The sequence below is a fragment of the Cellulomonas wangsupingiae genome (assembly GCF_024508275.1).
Classification (GTDB): Bacteria; Actinomycetota; Actinomycetes; order Actinomycetales; family Cellulomonadaceae; genus Cellulomonas; species Cellulomonas wangsupingiae.
Window position 1 is genome coordinate 3,250,224 of sequence record NZ_CP101989.1, and the last position, 16,138, is coordinate 3,266,361.

General features: G+C 76.1%; 21 protein-coding genes. 7 read left to right on the forward strand and 14 right to left on the reverse strand.

Going from position 1 to position 16,138, the window contains the following annotated elements; all coding sequences use genetic code 11:
- Positions 1–18: 18 nt before the first annotated feature.
- Both NP075_RS15000 and NP075_RS15005 read right to left on the reverse strand, forming a co-directional pair.
- Entirely contained in the window at positions 19–930 is a 912-nt protein-coding gene (locus tag NP075_RS15000) for a macrolide 2'-phosphotransferase (protein ID WP_227565196.1), read from the reverse strand.
- Between the two features lie 214 nt (positions 931–1,144).
- Complete coding sequence (locus NP075_RS15005) at positions 1,145–1,522, reverse strand: helix-turn-helix transcriptional regulator (RefSeq protein WP_227565195.1); 378 nt, start codon at positions 1,520–1,522, stop codon at positions 1,145–1,147.
- A gap of 76 nt (positions 1,523–1,598) precedes the next feature.
- Between NP075_RS15005 and NP075_RS15010 the strand changes: the two genes are divergently transcribed.
- Entirely contained in the window at positions 1,599–1,952 is a 354-nt protein-coding gene (locus NP075_RS15010; RefSeq protein WP_227565194.1) for a DUF6841 family protein, read from the forward strand.
- Positions 1,949–2,530 carry a GNAT family N-acetyltransferase gene (locus NP075_RS15015; RefSeq protein ID WP_227565193.1) on the forward strand — a complete coding sequence of 194 codons (582 nt, stop codon included), beginning with the start codon at positions 1,949–1,951 and terminating at the stop codon, positions 2,528–2,530. Before NP075_RS15010 ends, NP075_RS15015 begins: the two co-directional genes overlap by 4 nt.
- Before the next feature lie 13 nt (positions 2,531–2,543).
- On the opposite strand, the gene NP075_RS15020 is transcribed toward NP075_RS15015, so the two are convergent.
- Complete coding sequence (locus NP075_RS15020) at positions 2,544–3,335, reverse strand: SRPBCC family protein (RefSeq protein ID WP_227565192.1); 792 nt, start codon at positions 3,333–3,335, stop codon at positions 2,544–2,546.
- Complete coding sequence (locus NP075_RS15025) at positions 3,332–3,913, reverse strand: ArsR/SmtB family transcription factor (RefSeq protein WP_227565368.1); 582 nt, start codon at positions 3,911–3,913, stop codon at positions 3,332–3,334. The genes NP075_RS15020 and NP075_RS15025 overlap by 4 nt, the downstream gene beginning before the upstream one ends.
- 170 nt (positions 3,914–4,083) lie before the next feature.
- On the opposite strand from NP075_RS15025, the gene NP075_RS15030 reads away from it, so the two are divergent.
- Positions 4,084–4,566: a cupin domain-containing protein gene (locus NP075_RS15030; RefSeq protein ID WP_227565191.1), complete on the forward strand. Its 483-nt coding sequence runs from the start codon at positions 4,084–4,086 to the stop codon at positions 4,564–4,566.
- Positions 4,567–4,585: 19 nt separating this feature from the next.
- On the opposite strand, the gene NP075_RS15035 is transcribed toward NP075_RS15030, so the two are convergent.
- Entirely contained in the window at positions 4,586–4,717 is a 132-nt protein-coding gene (locus tag NP075_RS15035; protein ID WP_255630097.1) for a hypothetical protein, read from the reverse strand.
- Between the two features lie 113 nt (positions 4,718–4,830).
- On the opposite strand from NP075_RS15035, the gene NP075_RS15040 reads away from it, so the two are divergent.
- Positions 4,831–5,925, forward strand: a complete 1,095-nt coding sequence (locus NP075_RS15040) for an NADH:flavin oxidoreductase/NADH oxidase (RefSeq protein ID WP_227565190.1) — start codon at positions 4,831–4,833, stop codon at positions 5,923–5,925.
- Between the two features lie 89 nt (positions 5,926–6,014).
- Positions 6,015–6,425 carry a TIGR03618 family F420-dependent PPOX class oxidoreductase gene (locus tag NP075_RS15045; RefSeq protein ID WP_227565189.1) on the forward strand — a complete coding sequence of 137 codons (411 nt, stop codon included), beginning with the start codon at positions 6,015–6,017 and terminating at the stop codon, positions 6,423–6,425.
- A gap of 4 nt (positions 6,426–6,429) precedes the next feature.
- Here the strand turns inward: NP075_RS15045 and NP075_RS15050 are convergent, their stop codons facing one another.
- The 3 genes from NP075_RS15050 to NP075_RS15060 form a co-directional block, all read right to left on the reverse strand.
- Positions 6,430–7,677 carry a glycoside hydrolase family 3 N-terminal domain-containing protein gene (locus NP075_RS15050; RefSeq protein ID WP_227565188.1) on the reverse strand — a complete coding sequence of 416 codons (1,248 nt, stop codon included), beginning with the start codon at positions 7,675–7,677 and terminating at the stop codon, positions 6,430–6,432.
- 9 nt (positions 7,678–7,686) lie between these two features.
- The gene (locus NP075_RS15055; RefSeq protein ID WP_227565187.1) at positions 7,687–8,340 is read right to left on the reverse strand and encodes a DUF2238 domain-containing protein; all 654 of its coding nucleotides are present in this window, start codon (positions 8,338–8,340) and stop codon (positions 7,687–7,689) included.
- Between the two features lie 112 nt (positions 8,341–8,452).
- A complete protein-coding gene (locus tag NP075_RS15060) occupies positions 8,453–9,094 on the reverse strand; it encodes a hypothetical protein (protein ID WP_227565186.1) in 642 nt (213 codons plus the stop codon).
- Positions 9,095–9,194: 100 nt separating this feature from the next.
- Between NP075_RS15060 and NP075_RS15065 the strand changes: the two genes are divergently transcribed.
- On the forward strand, positions 9,195–9,740 hold the full coding sequence (locus NP075_RS15065; protein ID WP_227565185.1) for an MOSC domain-containing protein: 546 nt from the start codon (positions 9,195–9,197) through the stop codon (positions 9,738–9,740).
- Between the two features lie 38 nt (positions 9,741–9,778).
- On the opposite strand, the gene NP075_RS15070 is transcribed toward NP075_RS15065, so the two are convergent.
- Genes NP075_RS15070 through NP075_RS15090 form a run of 5 tightly spaced genes read right to left on the reverse strand, consistent with a single transcriptional unit; the run spans position 9,779 to position 13,896 of the window.
- Positions 9,779–10,648 (reverse strand): prenyltransferase, encoded by an 870-nt coding sequence (locus tag NP075_RS15070; protein WP_227565184.1) that lies wholly within the window; start codon positions 10,646–10,648, stop codon positions 9,779–9,781.
- Positions 10,648–10,986 carry a lycopene cyclase domain-containing protein gene (locus NP075_RS15075; RefSeq protein WP_227565183.1) on the reverse strand — a complete coding sequence of 113 codons (339 nt, stop codon included), beginning with the start codon at positions 10,984–10,986 and terminating at the stop codon, positions 10,648–10,650. The genes NP075_RS15070 and NP075_RS15075 overlap by 1 nt, the downstream gene beginning before the upstream one ends.
- Entirely contained in the window at positions 10,983–11,321 is a 339-nt protein-coding gene (locus NP075_RS15080; RefSeq protein WP_227565182.1) for a lycopene cyclase domain-containing protein, read from the reverse strand. The genes NP075_RS15075 and NP075_RS15080 overlap by 4 nt, the downstream gene beginning before the upstream one ends.
- A complete protein-coding gene (crtI, locus tag NP075_RS15085) occupies positions 11,318–13,006 on the reverse strand; it encodes a phytoene desaturase family protein (RefSeq protein ID WP_227565181.1) in 1,689 nt (562 codons plus the stop codon). Before crtI ends, NP075_RS15080 begins: the two co-directional genes overlap by 4 nt.
- The gene (locus NP075_RS15090) at positions 13,003–13,896 is read right to left on the reverse strand and encodes a phytoene/squalene synthase family protein (RefSeq protein WP_227565180.1); all 894 of its coding nucleotides are present in this window, start codon (positions 13,894–13,896) and stop codon (positions 13,003–13,005) included. The genes crtI and NP075_RS15090 overlap by 4 nt, the downstream gene beginning before the upstream one ends.
- Positions 13,897–14,135: 239 nt before the next feature.
- Here NP075_RS15090 and galE point away from each other — a divergent pair, with 239 nt between their 5' ends.
- Positions 14,136–15,122 carry a UDP-glucose 4-epimerase GalE gene (gene galE, locus NP075_RS15095; protein WP_227565179.1) on the forward strand — a complete coding sequence of 329 codons (987 nt, stop codon included), beginning with the start codon at positions 14,136–14,138 and terminating at the stop codon, positions 15,120–15,122.
- A gap of 75 nt (positions 15,123–15,197) precedes the next feature.
- Here the strand turns inward: galE and NP075_RS15100 are convergent, their stop codons facing one another.
- Positions 15,198–16,103: an LLM class flavin-dependent oxidoreductase gene (locus tag NP075_RS15100; protein WP_227565178.1), complete on the reverse strand. Its 906-nt coding sequence runs from the start codon at positions 16,101–16,103 to the stop codon at positions 15,198–15,200.
- Between the last annotated feature and the right edge of the window lie 35 nt (positions 16,104–16,138).

Sequence of the window (16,138 nt, forward strand, 5' to 3'; positions counted from 1 at the left end):
CCGAGCGGCCGACCCCCGTCAGTCGGTCTGATCCGGGTCCAGCATGGCGGCGGCCGCCTCCATGTCCTTCTCGGCCCGGGTGGTGAGCGCGAACAGTGCGTACACGACCGGGAACGCCTCCCACAGGTGCCGGGCCTGCGCGGCGAGGCCGGCGTGCACGCGTCCTCCCGCCTCCTCGTACGCCGCGAGGCTCACGCGGAGCATCTCCTCGCCGCCCGCCCCGTACTGGGCGGAGAAGTCGCGTGCGGGGTCGTCGACGCGGGCCGTGGTCCAGTCGAGGACGCCGGTGATGACGCCGTCGTCGTCGAGCAGTACGTGCGCGGGGTAGATCTCGCCGTGCGTCATGACCGTGTGGTCCGGCCAGCAGACGTCGTCGTCGAGCCACGCCTGCCACGCGTCCACGAGCGCGGGGGCGACCGTGAACTCGTCGCACACCCGGGCGACGTCGTCCCGCCACACCTGGCGGACCCGCGCGGCGGTGCGGACCTCCACCTCCGCGACCGCGGCCTGCTCGACCCGCACCGAGTGCAGCCGCGCGAGCAGCCGGCCCAGCCGCAGGGCGTAGTCGGGCGACGCGGGGTCCATGTGCCAGACGGGCTCCCCCGCGTCCGACAGCGTGAGGCCGGGCGCACCCGGCAGCGCGGGGTACGCCACGATCCCGGGCGCGCGGACCTGCCAGTCGGGGACGGCCACCCCGTCGTCGGCCAGCACCGGGCGCACGAGGTCGAGGATGCGCACCTCGGCTGACATGCCTGCGGAGACGTCCGGGCGACGGGGCAGGCGCAGGACCCAGCGGCGCCCGGCCCGGTCGTCGGCCATGACGACGCGGTAGTCGAGGCCCGCGTCGTTGACGGCCACGGTGGCGGGGTCCAGGTGCAGCCCGTGCGCCGCGGCGAGGGTCACGGCGTCGGTGGCGTCGGTCGTGGTCATGCCCGCACAGTGCCATTCGCCCTCGGGAGGGTTCGAGGCATTTCGGTGCGAGGGTCGCGCCCGAGCTCCCGACCGCACAGCCCACCGGGAGCCTGCCAGTGGGTACGTCGCCCAGAGGACGACCCCCGCGTCCGGCTGGTCCGGTGACCGCGACGGACGCCACGACGCCCCTGTCGCCGCTGCCCGCGATCCCGGGCCGACCTCGGCGGCGCGGTCAGCGCAGGGCGGTGACCAGCTTGGCCGTCGCGGACCCGGCCGACGGGCTCGAGGTCGTGCCGACGACGGCCATCGCCGAGACGAGCGCCGCGATCTCGCCGGCGTCGAGCTCGACCACCGCGGTCCGGCGCGCGGGCGCGAGGGCGATCCCGCCTCCTCGTCCCGGTCGGGTCGTGAACGGCACGCCGGCGTCGCGCAGCCGCTCGACGTCGCGCTCCACGGTCCGCGTCGACACGCCGACCCGGTCCGCGAGAACGCGTGCCGTCAGGGTCCCGCCGTGGCCGAGCAGCTCGAGGATGCGGTGGTGGCGCTCCACCCGGCGCAACGCGAGGTGCCCGTCGCGGGAGGCGGCAGCGAGCGTGTGACGAGCGTCCATCCCCCGACTCAACACCGTCGCAGGCGTGTCGGTGAAGGGCCCTAGCGTCGAGGGCACGACAGGAGGGAGACGACCCATGCACGAGGGCACGGACGACTTCTTCGCGCGGTACGCCCGGGCGCTGCTCGCCCGCGACGCGGACGCGATCGCGGACATGTACGCGGTGCCGGCGCTCATCGCGTTCCCCGGCCGGAGCATCGCGGTGGGCGACAGGGAGCAGACCCGCGAGTCGTTCGCCGACAGCTGGTCGGCGTACGAGGGCGTCACCGAGGCCGACCCGCGCGTCCAGGTGGTCGCGGCCACCCGGCACAGCGTCTGGGCGGACGTCACCTGGTCGTACGGCGGGCGGGAGCAGGAGCGCTACGTCTACCAGCTGCTCGACGGCCCCGACGGGTGGCAGATCGGGGTCCTGACCCCGATGGAGCTGTGAGCCTGCGGTTCGCGCCGGCGACCCAGGACGTCTTCGACGACGTCGTGGAGATGCTCGGCCCGCGACGCCGCCCCGACGCCGCGGCGTGCTGGTGCCTCACCTACCGCCTCGGGGCGCCGACGGCCGCACGGCTCGACGCGCACGAACGCCGCGCGCGGGTCTTCGAGCTGTGCGGCAGGACCCCGGCCCCCGGCGTCCTGGCGTACGACGGGCCGGACGTCGTCGGGTGGGCCGGTGTCGCCCTGCGGTCGCAGGTGGCCGAGCTGGACGACGAGACGGTGTACCCCCGGGTGGACGGCGCCGACCCCTGGGCGGTCTTCTGCCTGCGCACGCGGGCCGGCCGCCGCCGCCGGGGACTCGGCCAGCAGCTCCTCGAGGGCGCGGTGACGTTCGCGCGCGACAACGGGGCCGACGTCGTGGAGGCGTACCCGCTCGACACCGACCGCAAGGTCGACGCGATCTTCACGTACCCCGGCCTGCGGTCGATGTTCGAGCGGGCGGGCTTCGTCAAGGTCGCCGACACCCGGTCGACGGTGGGCGGCGCCCGGCGGGTCGTCATGCGGTTGCCGCCCGCCTGAGCGACGCGACCGGTCAGGCCGGGACGGGCAGCCCCTGGAGCCAGGCCTGCCAGCCCGGCCCCTCGCGCCGCACGTACTGCGCGGCGTCCGGCGAGAAGAGGTGACCCCGGACGAACGCGCCGGCCTTCCCCTCGCCCTCGCCGTACACGCCGACGCTGAGCATCCCGGGCACGGGCGCCGTGAGCCCGATGACGGCGTGCCGCTCCCCGACGCTCTCCAGCGTCCCGGTGGCACCGCGCACCTCGACCGTCGAGCCCACGTCCCCCAGCCCGAACGCTCCGCGCAGCGCGGCCCAGACCGTGCGCTCGTCGCCGGCGTGGGAGGCGCTGACCTCGAGCGGGGCGGCCTCCTGGCCGGCGAAGCGCGCGAGGTAGAGGCGCAGGACGTCGAAGGACGGTCGCCAGGTGGTGCCCATGTCGTCCCACCACTCCTGCTCCCAGTCGGCGCCGGTACCGAAGCCGCTGGTGGTGACGCGCACGACGCACGTGCCGCCGGACTGCGCCTCGACGACGAACTCCGACGTCAAGGGGCTCAGATCGTCGGGGTCCTTGCCCATGAGGGCGGCCCAGTCCTCCTCGTACACGAGGCGGCGCGGCGGCTCCCACCCGGTGACGTGGCCGTCCGAGCCCATTCCCGGGCCCATCGAGACGTGCAGGGACCCGCCCTCGCGCTCCTCGATGTCGGTCGGCAGGAACCAGGCGCTCATGCCCTTCGCTGTGGCGATCGCCTCCCACACCTGTTCCGGGGTGCCGGGGACCTCCACGCTGAACTGCAGGCGGTACGGGACGTGCGGTGCGGTGCTCATGAGCTCTCCTCCTCGGGGACGGGGTGCGCGGCGACGACGAGCCGGTACGGCTCCCCGTCGTCGTGGTGGTAGCGAGCGGCCAGGTCGAGCACCGCGGCGGTGAGGTCGTCGGCGAAGGCGGCACGGTCGGCCGCCGACCGGAAGCCGATCCGCGTGTCGATCGTCAAGGTGGGCAGCCGCTCGCCGGACGTGCCGGCCCGGCGCGCGAGGGCGCCGACCTCGCGCACGACCCGGCCCGCGAGCGCCACCAGGTAGCCCGCCGACCGCCGGTCGGCGGTGGCGTCCGGGTCGGCGGCCGACGCGGTCACCGCCGCGGGCGAGACGACGTACCTCGCCGCCGACGCCTGCAGCACCCGCTCGGTGATGCCGCCGTGCCGACGCTCCTCGGACAGCTCCACCAGGCCGTGCGCCTCGAGCGCCTTGAGGTGGTAGTTGACCTTCTGGCGCGTGATGCCGACGCGGGCGGCGAGCCCGGCGGCGGACGCCGGGACGGTCAGCTCGCCGAGCAGCCGGGCCCGCACGGGGTCCAGCGCCGCGGCGGCGGCGTCCACGCTCTCGATGACCTCGATGTCCTGCATGTCGCCCACGCTCCTCCTGACAAGATTTATTGTCAAGGCCCAGGACGAGGGCGCTGACGCTCCTCGACGCGTGGCAGCACCGGCCTTGACCCGCGCCGACCGCCAGGAGGACGGTGGCCTCAGGCCGCCGCGCGCGCGGCCGTGGCACCGTCGCCGCACCAGGAGCAGCCATGCGCACCCGGACCGCCCTCGTCGTCACCGCCACCGCCCTCCTCACGACCGGCGCCGTCGCCGTCGTCACCACCGCCGTCGCCACCCCGGGATCCGGGAACACCGTGAGCACGGGCTCCGTCACCGGCCTGCTCGACGACAGCGACGGGCGCCGCCCGTTCAAGGCCCAGCAGGACGGCGTCAGGCTCACGGGCCACGGGCCGACGAACGTGACGACCTTCGACCTCACCTACCCGGCGGGGAGCTTCTCCGGGTGGCACTCCCACCCGGGCATCGTCATCGCCGTCGTGCGGTCGGGCGAGGTCGTCCGGCAGTCCGGCTGCACGTCGGAGACCTTCGGCCCGGGTGAGGCCTTCACCGAGGTCGGCGCGCACCACGTGAGCAACGTGACCACGGCACCGGCGGTGCTGTCCATCACCCGCGTCTACCCGGCCGACGGCGCGGCGACCCCACGGATCGACGAGCCGGCTCCCGCATGCTGAGCACGCAGGCCGCACCCGGCTACATCGCGGCGAGCACCCGCTCGTCGTGCCGGTGACCGACCAGCTCGCTCGGGATCACGTGGTACGCCCACCACAGCCCGAACGTCAGCGAGGTCCCCGCCAGCCCGAGGAGCGCCGTCCCGCCCGCCACGACCTCGGTGTGCCCGGGGCGTTGCAGGACGTGTGACGGGCGCCCGACCGCGGGACCCGCGTCGCGTAACGTCGAGGGCCGATCCGACGCCCGCACCGACGCAGAAGGACCCCATGCCCTCGGCCCTGTTCTCCCCCCTGACCCTGCGCGGCACGACGTTCGCGCACCGCGTGTGGATGGCGCCGATGTGCCAGTACTCGGCCGCCGCGGACGGCCCGGACGCGGGGGCACCGACGGACTGGCACGTGCAGCATTACGGCGCACGGGCCGCGGGCGGAGCGGCCCTCGTCATCGTCGAGGCGACGGCCGTCGTGCCCGAGGGCCGGATCAGCCCCTTCGACCTGGGGCTGTGGGACGACGCGCAGGTCCCCGCGCACCGCCGGGTCGTCGACCTGCTGCACGCCCAGGGCGTGCCGGCCGGGATCCAGCTCGCGCACGCCGGGCGCAAGGCGAGCACCGACGCACTGTGGCACGGCGGCGGCCCGCTGGCTCCCGGCGCGGGCGGCTGGCCGGTCGTGGGCCCCAGCGCCGTGCCGTTCGCCGACGGCCACCCGACGCCCACCGCGCTGACGACCGAGGGGGTCGCGGACGTCGTGGCGGCGTTCGCGGCCGCCGCCCGCCGCGCGGTCGCCGCGGGGTACGACGTGGTCGAGGTGCACGCCGCCCACGGGTACCTGCTGCACCAGTTCTGCTCCCCGGACTCCAACGTGCGCGACGACGCGTACGGCGGACCGTTCGAGCACCGCACGCGCCTGGTGCGCGAGGTGACGTCGGCAGTCCGCGCCGCGGTGCCGGACACGATGCCGGTGCTGGTCCGGGTGTCCGCGACCGACTGGGTCGAGCCGGCCGGGTGGACGGCGGACGACACCGTGCGCCTCGCTCGGGACCTGGCGCCGCTGGGCGTCGACATGGTGCACGTCTCGACGGGCGGCAACCTGCCGGGCGTCCACGTGCCCGTCGAGCCGGGCTACCAGGTGCCGTTCGCGGCGCGCGTGCGTGCGGAGAGCGGGATGCCGACGATCGCGGTCGGCGCGATCACCGACCCCGTGCAGGCCGAGCGGGTCGTCGCCGACGGGTCCGCCGACGCCGTCGCACTGGCCCGCCCGCTGCTCGTCGACCCGTTCTGGCCGCACCGGGCGGCCGTCGCGCTGGGCGCCGACCTGCCGCTCCCCCGGCAGTACGACCGCGCCCGCGCGCTGCTCGCCTGAACCGGCCGAACCCGAGCCCTCAGCGTGCGCGGTCCCGTCGCCGCGCGGCAGGCTGGACCCCGCACCCGCCCTCGTCGAAAGGTCCACCCGTGCCGAAGCCTCCCCTGCCCGACGCCGTCGCCGCGCTGCTCGCCCGCCCCAACCCGGCGGTCATGGGCACGGTCCACCCCGACGGGTACCCCGTCACCGTCGCCACCTGGTACCTGCTGGAGGACGACGGCCGCGTGCTGCTCAACCTCGACGCGTCGCGGGCGCGCCTCGCGCACCTGCGGACCAACCCGCACGTCTCGCTGACGGCGCTGAGCGAGGAGAGCTGGTACACGCACGTCAGCCTGCAGGGCCGGGTCGTGGAGATCAGCGACGACGTCGACCTCGTGGACATCGACCGCCTGTCGACGCACTACGGCGGCAAGCCCTACCCGGTGCGGGACCGGCCGCGCGTCAGCGTGCGCGTCGAGGTCGACCGCTGGCACGGCTGGGGCGCCGCCAAGCAGGACTGACCCGTCAGCGGGACGGCGTCGGCAGCTCCACGTCCAGGCACGACATCGCGACGGGGTCCCCGCCCGCGAGCGCGGTCACGCGGGCCGCGGCCTGCGACAGCCGCGCCTCGGGGAGCCGGCCGCTGCGCACGGCCTCGACGAGCGCGTCGCGCATCCGCACCGCCTGGGCACCGTCGGTGGCCAGGACGGCGTCGGCCCCCGCCGCGATCGCGTGCACCGCGGCCTCGGGGAAGTCCCAGCGCAGGTTGACCGCGCCCATGCCGACGGAGTCCGTGATCGCGACACCCGTGAACCCCATCGTCCGCAGGAGCGCGTACGCGCGCGGGCTCAGGGAGGCCGGCAGGTCCGGGTCGAGGGCCGCGTACTGCAGGTGGTTGAGCATGACGACGGGGACACCGGCGGCGATCGCGTCGCGGAAGGGCACCAGGTCGGTCGCGGCCAGCTCGTCGAGGCCTGCGGCCACGACGTCGGACTCGCGGTGCGAGTCGACGCGCGAGCGGCCGTGCCCGGGGAAGTGCTTGACGGTCGGCGTGACGCCCGCGTCGGCCAGGCCCGCGGCGTACGCCAGGCCGTAGCGCGACGCGACGCCCGGGTCGGCACTGAACGACCGGTCGCCGATCACCCCGCCGGACGGCCCTGCGTCGAGGTCCAGCACGGGAGCCAGGTCGAGGTCCACGCCCACGGCCGCGAGCGCCTCCCCCGTCGCGGCGGCCCTCGCCCGGACCTGCTCGGGCGACTCGCGCTGGGCGAGCCGCCGCGGCGAGGGGCCGGCACCGACGACGTCGCGCATGAGCGCGACGCGCCCCGACTCCTCGTCCGTGGAGACCAGGAGCGGACGGCCCGCCGCGGCGCGCAGCCCTGCGGACAGGGCGGCGACCTGGCGCGCGTCACGCACGTTCGTCTCCGAGAGGAACACCCCGCCGACCCCGAGCGCGACGACGTCCCGCGCGAGCGGCTCGTCGGCGCGCACCACGCCCGGCAGGCCCACGACGAGCGTCGCGGCGGCACGCGCCTCGAGCGGCGCCGGCGAGCAGGTGGGTGCGGGTGACGGCGTGGGCGAGGGCACCACCCGGCGTGGCGCGGCGGCCGACCCGCCGGCGTCCGGTGACTCCTCCCCCGCACCGGCGGCCGCGAGCGCCCCGCTGCCGACCGACAGCACGGCGCACAGCACGAGCACGGCGGCCCGCACCCGTCCGGGGTGGGGCCGTGCGTGGCGTGGCGCAGGAGCCCGCGCGGCCGGCCGGTCGGTCACGCCCGCAGGCTACGTCGGGCCGTGCGGGACCGCGCGGCCAGAAGATGGGCCGGGGCGTCGAGCGCGCCCGTCGTCCGACGACCGGCCGGCCCCCTGCGCCGCCGTCAGCCACGCCCCCGCGACGGCCGACCCCAGACCGCCGGCGACGAGGTCCCCCACGGTGTCCGCGTACCCGACGTAGATGGTGGGGTCGACGTACGTGTTCGCCAGGTACTCCCCGACCTCCCACAGGACGCTCAGCGCGAGGCCGAGCGCGGTCGTCACGGCGATCGCGCCCACGCGCTCGGCGCCGCCGCTCGTGCGCGCGGGGCAGGCGACGGCCCCGGTCCGGCGGGCGAGCAGCAGGTGCGCCACGGCGGCGACGAGCCCGGTGACCACGAGGTGCATCACGACGTCGAGCCAGCCCACCGCCTGGTAGAGGTCGAGCGCACCGCACCACGCCGCGGCGAGCAGGCCGACGCCGTACGCCGCGTCGAGGCCGCGCGGCGCACCCGCCGCGAGCGGCACGACCAGGCCGGCCAGGACGAGCGAGAACAGCGCGGTGTCCACCGGCCCGCGCCAGACGACCGCGACGACGAGGCAGACCAGCCCGGCCAGCCGCACGGCGCCGCCGGGGCCCCGGAGCAGCGCGCGCGCCGCGTGCGACCTCGTCGCTCCCCCCACGCCGCGCCCCCGTCCCGGCGCCGCACGCCGGCTCCGTCGCGACGGTACGACGGCGCCGTGCCCGCCGCACGGCGAGGCGGCCGGCACCCGCCGTGCGGGCGGCTCCGAGCCCTCAGGGTGTGACGGAGGCGCGCGGCGCGTGCCGACGACCGTCGAGCACCGAGTGCAGCACCGCCGTGACGGCCACCGCGGCGACCGGCCACCAGTCCGACGCCTGCGGGAACGCCAGCCACGTGCCGACCGCCGCGAGGTACAGGTTCGTCAGCCCCGAGCTCGTGCGCAGCCCGCGCAGCGACGCGTCGACCAGCCGCACGGCGCGCGCGCTGCGCAGCCGGGCCGCCGGGCCCAGGGCCGCGCCCTGCGCGATGGCGTCGGCGTACCCCAGCACGCCGAAGCCCAGCACGGCGACGACCACCACGAGCGCCGCGGCGCGCCACGGCGGGCCGTCGACGGCCGCCGCCGCGGCGGGCACCGCCAGCAGCACCCCGATCGTCATGGCGACCAGGTCCGCCGTCGGCGCGCGCGACAGGTCGAAGCCGCGTCCGCCCGTCGCGGCGAGCGCCGAGCGGTTGGCCAGCGTCCACAGCGCCACGGGCAGCAGGACGACCCCCAGCAGGGCGTAGTCCCGGATCATCGGGGCGAGGAGCACCCCGACGACGAGCCCCACGACGAGCAGCCCGACGTTCCGTCCCGCCCGCGTCACGAGGCGCCGGAGGGCCGGCTGCCGGCGGGGAGGGCTGTCGGTGGGACGCACGGCCCGCACGGTATCCCGCCGGCGCCCGGCCGCCGCGCCGGCCGCGACCGTCCGGTGCGGAGGCGGCAACACCGCTCCCGTGGTTGCCTACCCTGGTCCGGTGGCCTCGATCCTCGCCGTCTGCGTCGTGCACGCCCTGCGCCCCGACTCCGGTCCCGTCGGCGTGACCGCGATCGACAAGCGCGCCGTCGACGGACCCGTGCGCGTCGGGCCGTACGGGCTGCGCGCCGACGTGCAGGCCGACCGCAAGCACCACGGCGGTGCGGACCAGGCGGTCTACGCGTACGGGCAGGACGACGCGGAGCACTGGGCCCGCGAGCTGGGCCGCGAGCTGCCGCCGGGGTGGTTCGGGGAGAACCTGCGCGTCGAGGGCCTGGACCCGAACGCGGCGCGGATCGGCGACCGGTGGCGCGTCGGGGACGGCGTCGTGCTGGAGGTGACCGGGCCGCGCACCCCGTGCGCGACGTTCGCCCGGTGGGTCGGCGGGGACGACGAGCGCGGCTGGGTGCGGCGGTTCCGCGACGAGGGCCGCGTGGGCGCGTACCTGCGGGTGGTGCAGCGCGGGTCGGTGCGCGCGGGCGACGCGGTCGTGGTGGAGCACAGCGCGCCCGACGCGCCGACGGTGCGCGACGTCCTGCTCGGCTGAAGGTGGTCGGGCCGCGCGGTGCGGACCGCGCGGGCGCGTCAGGTCAGGGCGATCGCCAGGAGCAGCATCGTCACGAGGAACCCCGTGAGCAGGTTGAGCCACAGGAACGTCCGCCACCCGGCGTTGGCCCGCTCGCAGTCCTCGTCGGTGACGTCGCGGAAGCGCCACGTGCTCACGGCGTACGGCAGCGCCAGCAGCGCCGCCAGGACGCCCGGCCAGGGCAGCGCCAGCAGCACGGCCGCGGCGGCGACGTACGCCGCGGTGGCCGCGAGGACCGTCGGGCGCGCACCCAGCACGGTCGCGACGGACGCGATGCCGCCGGCGCGGTCCGCGCGCACGTCCTGCACGGCGCCGAACGCGTGGGAGGCCGTGCCCCACAGCAGGAACGCGACGAGCACGGGCCACGTGGTGCGCGCGCCGAGGTCCGCGCCGGCCAGCACGAGCGCGTACAGCAGCGGCCCGACGAAGTGCACGGCCGACGAGAACGAGTCGAGGACCGGCCGCTCCTTGAACCGCAGCCCGGGCGCGGAGTAGGCGACCACGTCGAACAGCACCAGCAGCAGCACGACGCCCGCCAGCGGCGAGCCGAGGGCCAGGAGCCACACGACGAACGGCACGGTCGTGACCGCGCAGGCCACGAGGATGCGCCGGTGCGCCGCGCGGGCCCGCGACGGGTCGACCAGCCCGCCCTCGATCCCGCCCTTGCGGGGGTTGGCCAGGTCGGACGCGTAGTCGAACACGTCGTTGACGCCGTACATCAGCAGGTTGTACGGGATCAGGAAGAACAGGGTCCCGACGACCAGGCGCACGTCGACGCGGCCGTCGGTGGCCATGAGCCACCCCGCCGCGAACGGGTAGGCGGTGTTCACCCAGGAGAACGGCCGCGACGCGGCCAGCACCTCGCGCATCAGCCGTGGGCGCTCTCGGTGTCGTGCGTGCCGTCCGGGCGTGACGCCGTCCGCGGCGAGCGGCCCAGCACCCGCCAGAGCACGGGCACGAACACCGCGGCCGCGATCGCGTACGCGAAGTCCTCCAGCGGGGCGCCCCACACGTGGACCCCGAGGATCTTGGCGGGGTCGAAGACGTACAGGCCGACGTCGATCATGATCGTGTCGAAGACCGCGGTGAGCACGCACAGGTGCACGGTCGCCCACAGCAGCGGCCACCCGCGCATGCGGCGCAGCACCGGCCACGACACCACGGTCAGGGCGACCAGCACGAGGACGTTGAGCACGATGTTCGTCATGCGTCCTCCCGGTGCGCCGTGCGCCCGGCGGCCGTCCGGTCGAACCACCGCCACGCCAGCAGCCCCACGTAGCACAGCAGCGTGAGGAAGAAGGCCTCCTCGACCGGCAGCTCGGGCGCCAGCAGCAGCCCGGTCATGTGCGGGGAGTCCCCGCGCGCGAAGATGCCGAGGAGCAGCCCGGCGACGTCCCACAGCAGGAACCCGACGACGCCGAGGCCGACGGTCCACGCCGACCGGCGGGCGTCGTACCAGAACGCGAGGCCGAACCGGCGGTCGATGAGCGCGAGGCCGCCGATCGAGACCAGCAGCGCGCCGAGGTACACCAGGGCCGTCATGCACGCCCCGCCACGACGTCGGACCACAGCCCGCGCGGCAGCGCCGAGGCGAGGTACCCGGGCCGCAGGGGCGCCGGCAGCGGCCGCGACGACGTCTCCCCCAGCAGCCGCTTGGCCACGAGCTCGGCGCCGATGAGCACCATCGGCAGCCCGACGCCCGGGACCGTCCCCCCGCCCACGTGCAGCAGGTTCGGCACCCGGTGCGACGCGACGCCCGGCCGGAACATCGCCGACTGGCGCAGCGTGTGCTCCATGCCGAGGGCGGTCCCGCGCCACGCGGACAGGTCCCGCGCGAAGTCGGCCGGCCCCACGACGCGCCGCACGACGACGCGCTCGCGCAGCCCCGGGACCCCCGCCCACGCGCCCACCTGGTCGAGGTAGCGGTCGGCGTGCGCGTCGAGCTCGCCGGGCCGGGTGCCGATCGACGGGTCCGCGGGGAACGGGACGAGCACGAACAGGTTCTCGTGCCCCGGCGGCGCCGCGGTGGGGTCCGTCGCGGTGGTCCGCGAGACGTACGCGGACGCGGCGTCGGGCACGCGCAGCCCGTCCGGCGGCGTCGCGCGCCCGGCGCCGAGGATCGCGTCGAAGTTGCCCGGCCAGTCCTGGGTGAAGAACAGCGAGTGGTGCGCCAGCTCCGGCAGCTCGCCGCGGACGCCCGCCATGACGAGCAGCGCCGAGATCCCGGGACCACGCCGGTCCCAGACGTCCGCGGGCAGGTCCGCGTGCGCGGGGTCGAGCAGCGCGGTCTCGGTGTGGTGCCGGTCGGCGCCGGACACCACGACGTCCGCGGGGACGACCGTGCCGTCGGCGAGCCGCACACCGCGCGCGACGCCGCGGCGGCGCGGGTGCCGCCGCGTGCGCGGTGCGTCCTCGACCTCGACGGCGACGACGTCGGCGCCCGTGCGAACGACGACGCCCTCCTCGACCGCGGCCTTCTCCAGCGCCTCCACCAGCGTGTACATGCCGCCGCGCGGGTAGTGCACGCCGTCGCCGAGGTCGAGGTGGCTCATGAGCGAGTAGAGCGCCGGCACGCGGTAGGGCGACGAGCCGAGGAACACGGCGTGGTACCCGAGCACCTGGCGCAGCACGGGGTGCTCGACGGTCTGCGCGACGTGGTCCGCGAGCGTGCGGGTGAGCAGTCCCGCCAGCGTGCCGGAGCGGCGCAGCACGTCGCGGGACACCGCCCGGTCGGGGCGCTCGAACGTCGTGTACAGGAAGTGGTCGAGGGCCGTCCGGTACGCCTCGCCCGCGTCGGCGACGTAGCGCCCGATCGCCGCGCCCGCCCCCGGCTCGAGCCGGTCGAACGTCGCGGCGTTCACCGCCGGGTCGGCCACCACGTCGAACGGGTCGACGCCGGACCCGGGCTCGGGGAACAGCCGGTACGCGGGGTCGAGACGCTGCAGGTCGACGTGGTCGGCGAGGCGCCTGCCCAGCAGCGCGAACGCGTGCTCGACGACCTCGGGCATGAACCACCACGACGGCCCGGTGTCGAACCGGAAGCCGTCGGAGTGCCAGGTGCCCGTGCGTCCCCCGACCTGGTCGTGCCGCTCCAGCAGGGTGACGTGGGCACCTCCGCGCGCGAGCAGCGCCGCGGTCGTCAGCCCACCGACGCCCCCGCCGACGACGACGACGCGCACCGGTCCCTCGCGCCGCTCGGACGGCCGGTCGCGACGTGCTCCGCTCACGCGCCGACCACCCGGCGCGCGCGCTGACCGGCCTCGCGCACCAGGGCCGCAGCCACGACCCGGCCCACGACGGCGGCCTTGACGGGTCCGGGGACGCGCACGCGGCGCCGCGCGAGCTCGGCCGGCGGCGTGACCGCGAGGTCGGCCAGCAGCCGGTCGTACAGCGCCGTGGTGGCCTCCACGGCCACGCGGGCGCGCGGCGGCAGCAGCGGCAGCGCCGCGCGGGCCGTCGCCAGGTCGGCACGGACCTCGTCGAGGACCCCGTGGACGTCGCCGTCGGTGAGCCGGTCGGCGTCGACGCCGGGCAGGTACGAGCGCCCGAGGTCGCCGTGGTCGGCGCCGAGGTCGCGCAGGAAGTTGACCTTCTGGAACGCGGCACCCAGCGCACGGGCGCCGGCGACGGCGTCGTCCGGCGGCTCGACCGGCGGGCGCCCGGGGCGGGCGTCGGCGGACAGGAAGACCTTCAGGCACATGACGCCGACGACCTCGGCCGAGCCGAAGACGTACCGGTCGTACGACGCGCGGTCGTGCTCGCGCACGGACAGGTCGGCGCGCATGGAGGCGAAGAACGGGTCGACCTCGCCGTGCCCGATGCCGGTGCGGCGCGCCGCGCGGGCGAACGCGTGGACCACGACGTTGGTCGAGTACGCGGTGACCAGCGCGCGCGCCGTCTGCGCCTCGAGCTGGTCGAGCTCGGCGGCCGCGTCCGGGCCGCGGTAGGTGTCCACGACCTCGTCCGCCAGGCGGACCAGCGCGTACACGGCCTCGATGTCGGTCCGCGAGCGCGGCGGCAGCAGGCGCGTGCCGATGCCGAAGGACGTGGAGTACGTCCGCAGCACCGCCCGGCTGGCCCGCGCCGCGGTGGTGTCGTACCGGCGCTGCGCCGTCATCCCTGCCGTCCGCCCCACGCGTACCGTCCCGTCGTCGTCCCCCCGCCGGACGTGCGGCGCCCGTCGTCGCCCGCCGGCGCCGGACCTCTGCAAGCGGGTTCCCAGAGCGTACGCGCGCACCCGTGGGCACACCCCCCGAAACCCCGTGCCGATCACGCCGACCCGATGGAGCGTGCGGTTGTGTTCGACCGTGTTCGATTGTGTTGGAAATGGCGCCTGTCTTCACTATGCTGCCGGACATGACATGGCTGGTGACGGGCGGGGCGGGGTACATCGGGGCGCACGTGGTGCGCGCGTTCCAGGACGCGGCGCGCCGCACGGGCGACGCGACGCTGGAGCCCGTCGTGCTGGACGACCTGTCGAGCGGGCACCGCGACTTCGTGCCGGACGACGTGGCGTTCGTCCGGGCGTCCGTCGTGGACACCGACGCCGTGCGCGCCGCCCTCGTCGAGCACGGGGTGACCGGCGTCGTCCACCTCGCCGGCTTCAAGTACGCCGGGGTCTCCGTGCAGCGCCCGCTGCACACCTACGAGCAGAACGTCACCGGCACGGCGCACCTGCTCGAGGCCATGGCCGACGCGGGCGTCGGGCAGATCGTGTTCTCGTCGTCGGCGGCGGTGTACGGCACCCCGGACGTCGACGTCGTCACGGAGGAGACCCCCACGTCCCCCGAGTCGCCCTACGGCGAGTCCAAGCTCGTCGGCGAGTGGCTGCTGCGCGACCAGGGCGTCGCCACGGGCCTGCGCCACACGTCGCTGCGGTACTTCAACGTCGTGGGCTCCGGCGCGCCGGACCTGTACGACTCGAGCCCGCACAACCTCTTCCCGCTGGTCCTCGACGCCCTGACCGCGGGCCGCACGCCGCGCATCAACGGCACGGACTACCCGACACCCGACGGCACGTGCGTCCGCGACTACGTGCACGTCGCCGACCTCGCGGTCTCCCACGTGGCCGCCGCCCGGGCACTGGCCGACGGCCGGCCCCTGGCGCCCGTCTACAACCTCGGCTCGGGCGACGGGCTGTCGGTCGCGCAGATCATGACGACGGTCGCGCAGGTCACCGGCATCGACTTCACCCCGGAGGTCGCGCCGCGCCGCCCGGGCGACCCCGCCCGCATCGTCGCCTCCGGGCGGGCCGCCGCGCGCGACCTCGACTGGGTCATGCGCCACACCCCCGAGCAGATGGTCGCCAGCGCCTGGGAGGCCCACCGCCGCCCCACCCCCTGACCCTCATCCCAGGGCGCGAGAGAACGATCCAGCCCTCCCCGCCGAACCCGTGAGAGAGCAATCCAGTCCGGCGGGTCAGCGGGCGGCGGGCTCCAGGGCCTGCAGCCGCGGCACCTCGGCGGCGAACCGCTCGAGCTCGCGCTCGTCGCCCGCGTAGACCCCCGACGGTCGCGGCCAGTGCACGACGACGTCGCCGAAGCCCAGCGCGGCGGCCCGCTCGACCCCCTCGACGGCGAGCGCGGCGGACGTCAGCGAGAACCGCGGCGCACCGTCGAGGCTGAGCCACCGCCCGACGTCGCGGCCGTCGGCCGCCTCGTCGAACGCGTCGGCCATCCGCGCGAGGCCGTCCCACCACGCCTCCTGCGCCGCGGCGGCGTCGGCGCCGTCGCCGACACCGGTGCCGGGCCCGAACGTCGCCCACCCCTGGCCGTACCGCGCGGCGAGCGCCATGGCGCGAGGGCCGTTGGCGGCGACGACGAACGGCGTGCGCGGCCGGGCGATGGTCCCGGGCACCATGCGGGCGCCGCGGGCCTGGTAGAAGGCGCCGTCGTGGTCCGTGACCTCCTGCGTGAGCAGCTTGTCGAGCAGCCCGAGGAACTCGGCGAACCGCTGCGTGCGCTCCGCGCGGCTCGGTGCCGGGCCGAGCACGCCCGCGTCCCAGCCCTCGCCGCCGGCGCCCACGCCGAGCAGGAAGCGTCCGCCCGACACGTCGTCCAGGCCCATGACGTCCTTGGCGAAGGGCACGGGGTGACGGAAGTTGGGCGACGCGACCCACGTGCCGAGCCCGATGCGGTCGGTGACGGCGGCGGCCGCGGCGAGCAGCGGCACGGTGGCGAACCACGGCTCGTCCGCGAGGTCGCGCCACGCGAGGTGGTCGTACGTCCACGCGTGGTCGAAGCCCATCTCCTCCGCGGCGCGCCAGCGCGACCGCGCGGTCGCCCAGCGCTCCTGGGGCAGCAGCACCACACCGATCCGGACCATGCGGCCACGCTACCCGCGGCGGACCGGGCACCACG

Coding starts and splice junctions, on each gene's coding strand:
- NP075_RS15000 (WP_227565196.1), bottom strand. CDS start 930: ATGACCACGACCGACGCCACCGACGCCGTGACCCTCGCCGCGGCGCAC.
- NP075_RS15005 (WP_227565195.1), bottom strand. CDS start 1,522: ATGGACGCTCGTCACACGCTCGCTGCCGCCTCCCGCGACGGGCACCTC.
- NP075_RS15010 (WP_227565194.1), top strand. CDS start 1,599: ATGCACGAGGGCACGGACGACTTCTTCGCGCGGTACGCCCGGGCGCTG.
- NP075_RS15020 (WP_227565192.1), bottom strand. CDS start 3,335: ATGAGCACCGCACCGCACGTCCCGTACCGCCTGCAGTTCAGCGTGGAG.
- NP075_RS15025 (WP_227565368.1), bottom strand. CDS start 3,913: ATGCAGGACATCGAGGTCATCGAGAGCGTGGACGCCGCCGCCGCGGCG.
- NP075_RS15030 (WP_227565191.1), top strand. CDS start 4,084: ATGCGCACCCGGACCGCCCTCGTCGTCACCGCCACCGCCCTCCTCACG.
- NP075_RS15040 (WP_227565190.1), top strand. CDS start 4,831: ATGCCCTCGGCCCTGTTCTCCCCCCTGACCCTGCGCGGCACGACGTTC.
- NP075_RS15070 (WP_227565184.1), bottom strand. CDS start 10,648: ATGCGCGAGGTGCTGGCCGCGTCGCGGCCGTTCTCCTGGGTGAACACC.
- NP075_RS15075 (WP_227565183.1), bottom strand. CDS start 10,986: ATGACGAACATCGTGCTCAACGTCCTCGTGCTGGTCGCCCTGACCGTG.
- NP075_RS15080 (WP_227565182.1), bottom strand. CDS start 11,321: ATGACGGCCCTGGTGTACCTCGGCGCGCTGCTGGTCTCGATCGGCGGC.
- NP075_RS15090 (WP_227565180.1), bottom strand. CDS start 13,896: ATGACGGCGCAGCGCCGGTACGACACCACCGCGGCGCGGGCCAGCCGG.
- galE (WP_227565179.1), top strand. CDS start 14,136: ATGACATGGCTGGTGACGGGCGGGGCGGGGTACATCGGGGCGCACGTG.
- NP075_RS15100 (WP_227565178.1), bottom strand. CDS start 16,103: ATGGTCCGGATCGGTGTGGTGCTGCTGCCCCAGGAGCGCTGGGCGACC.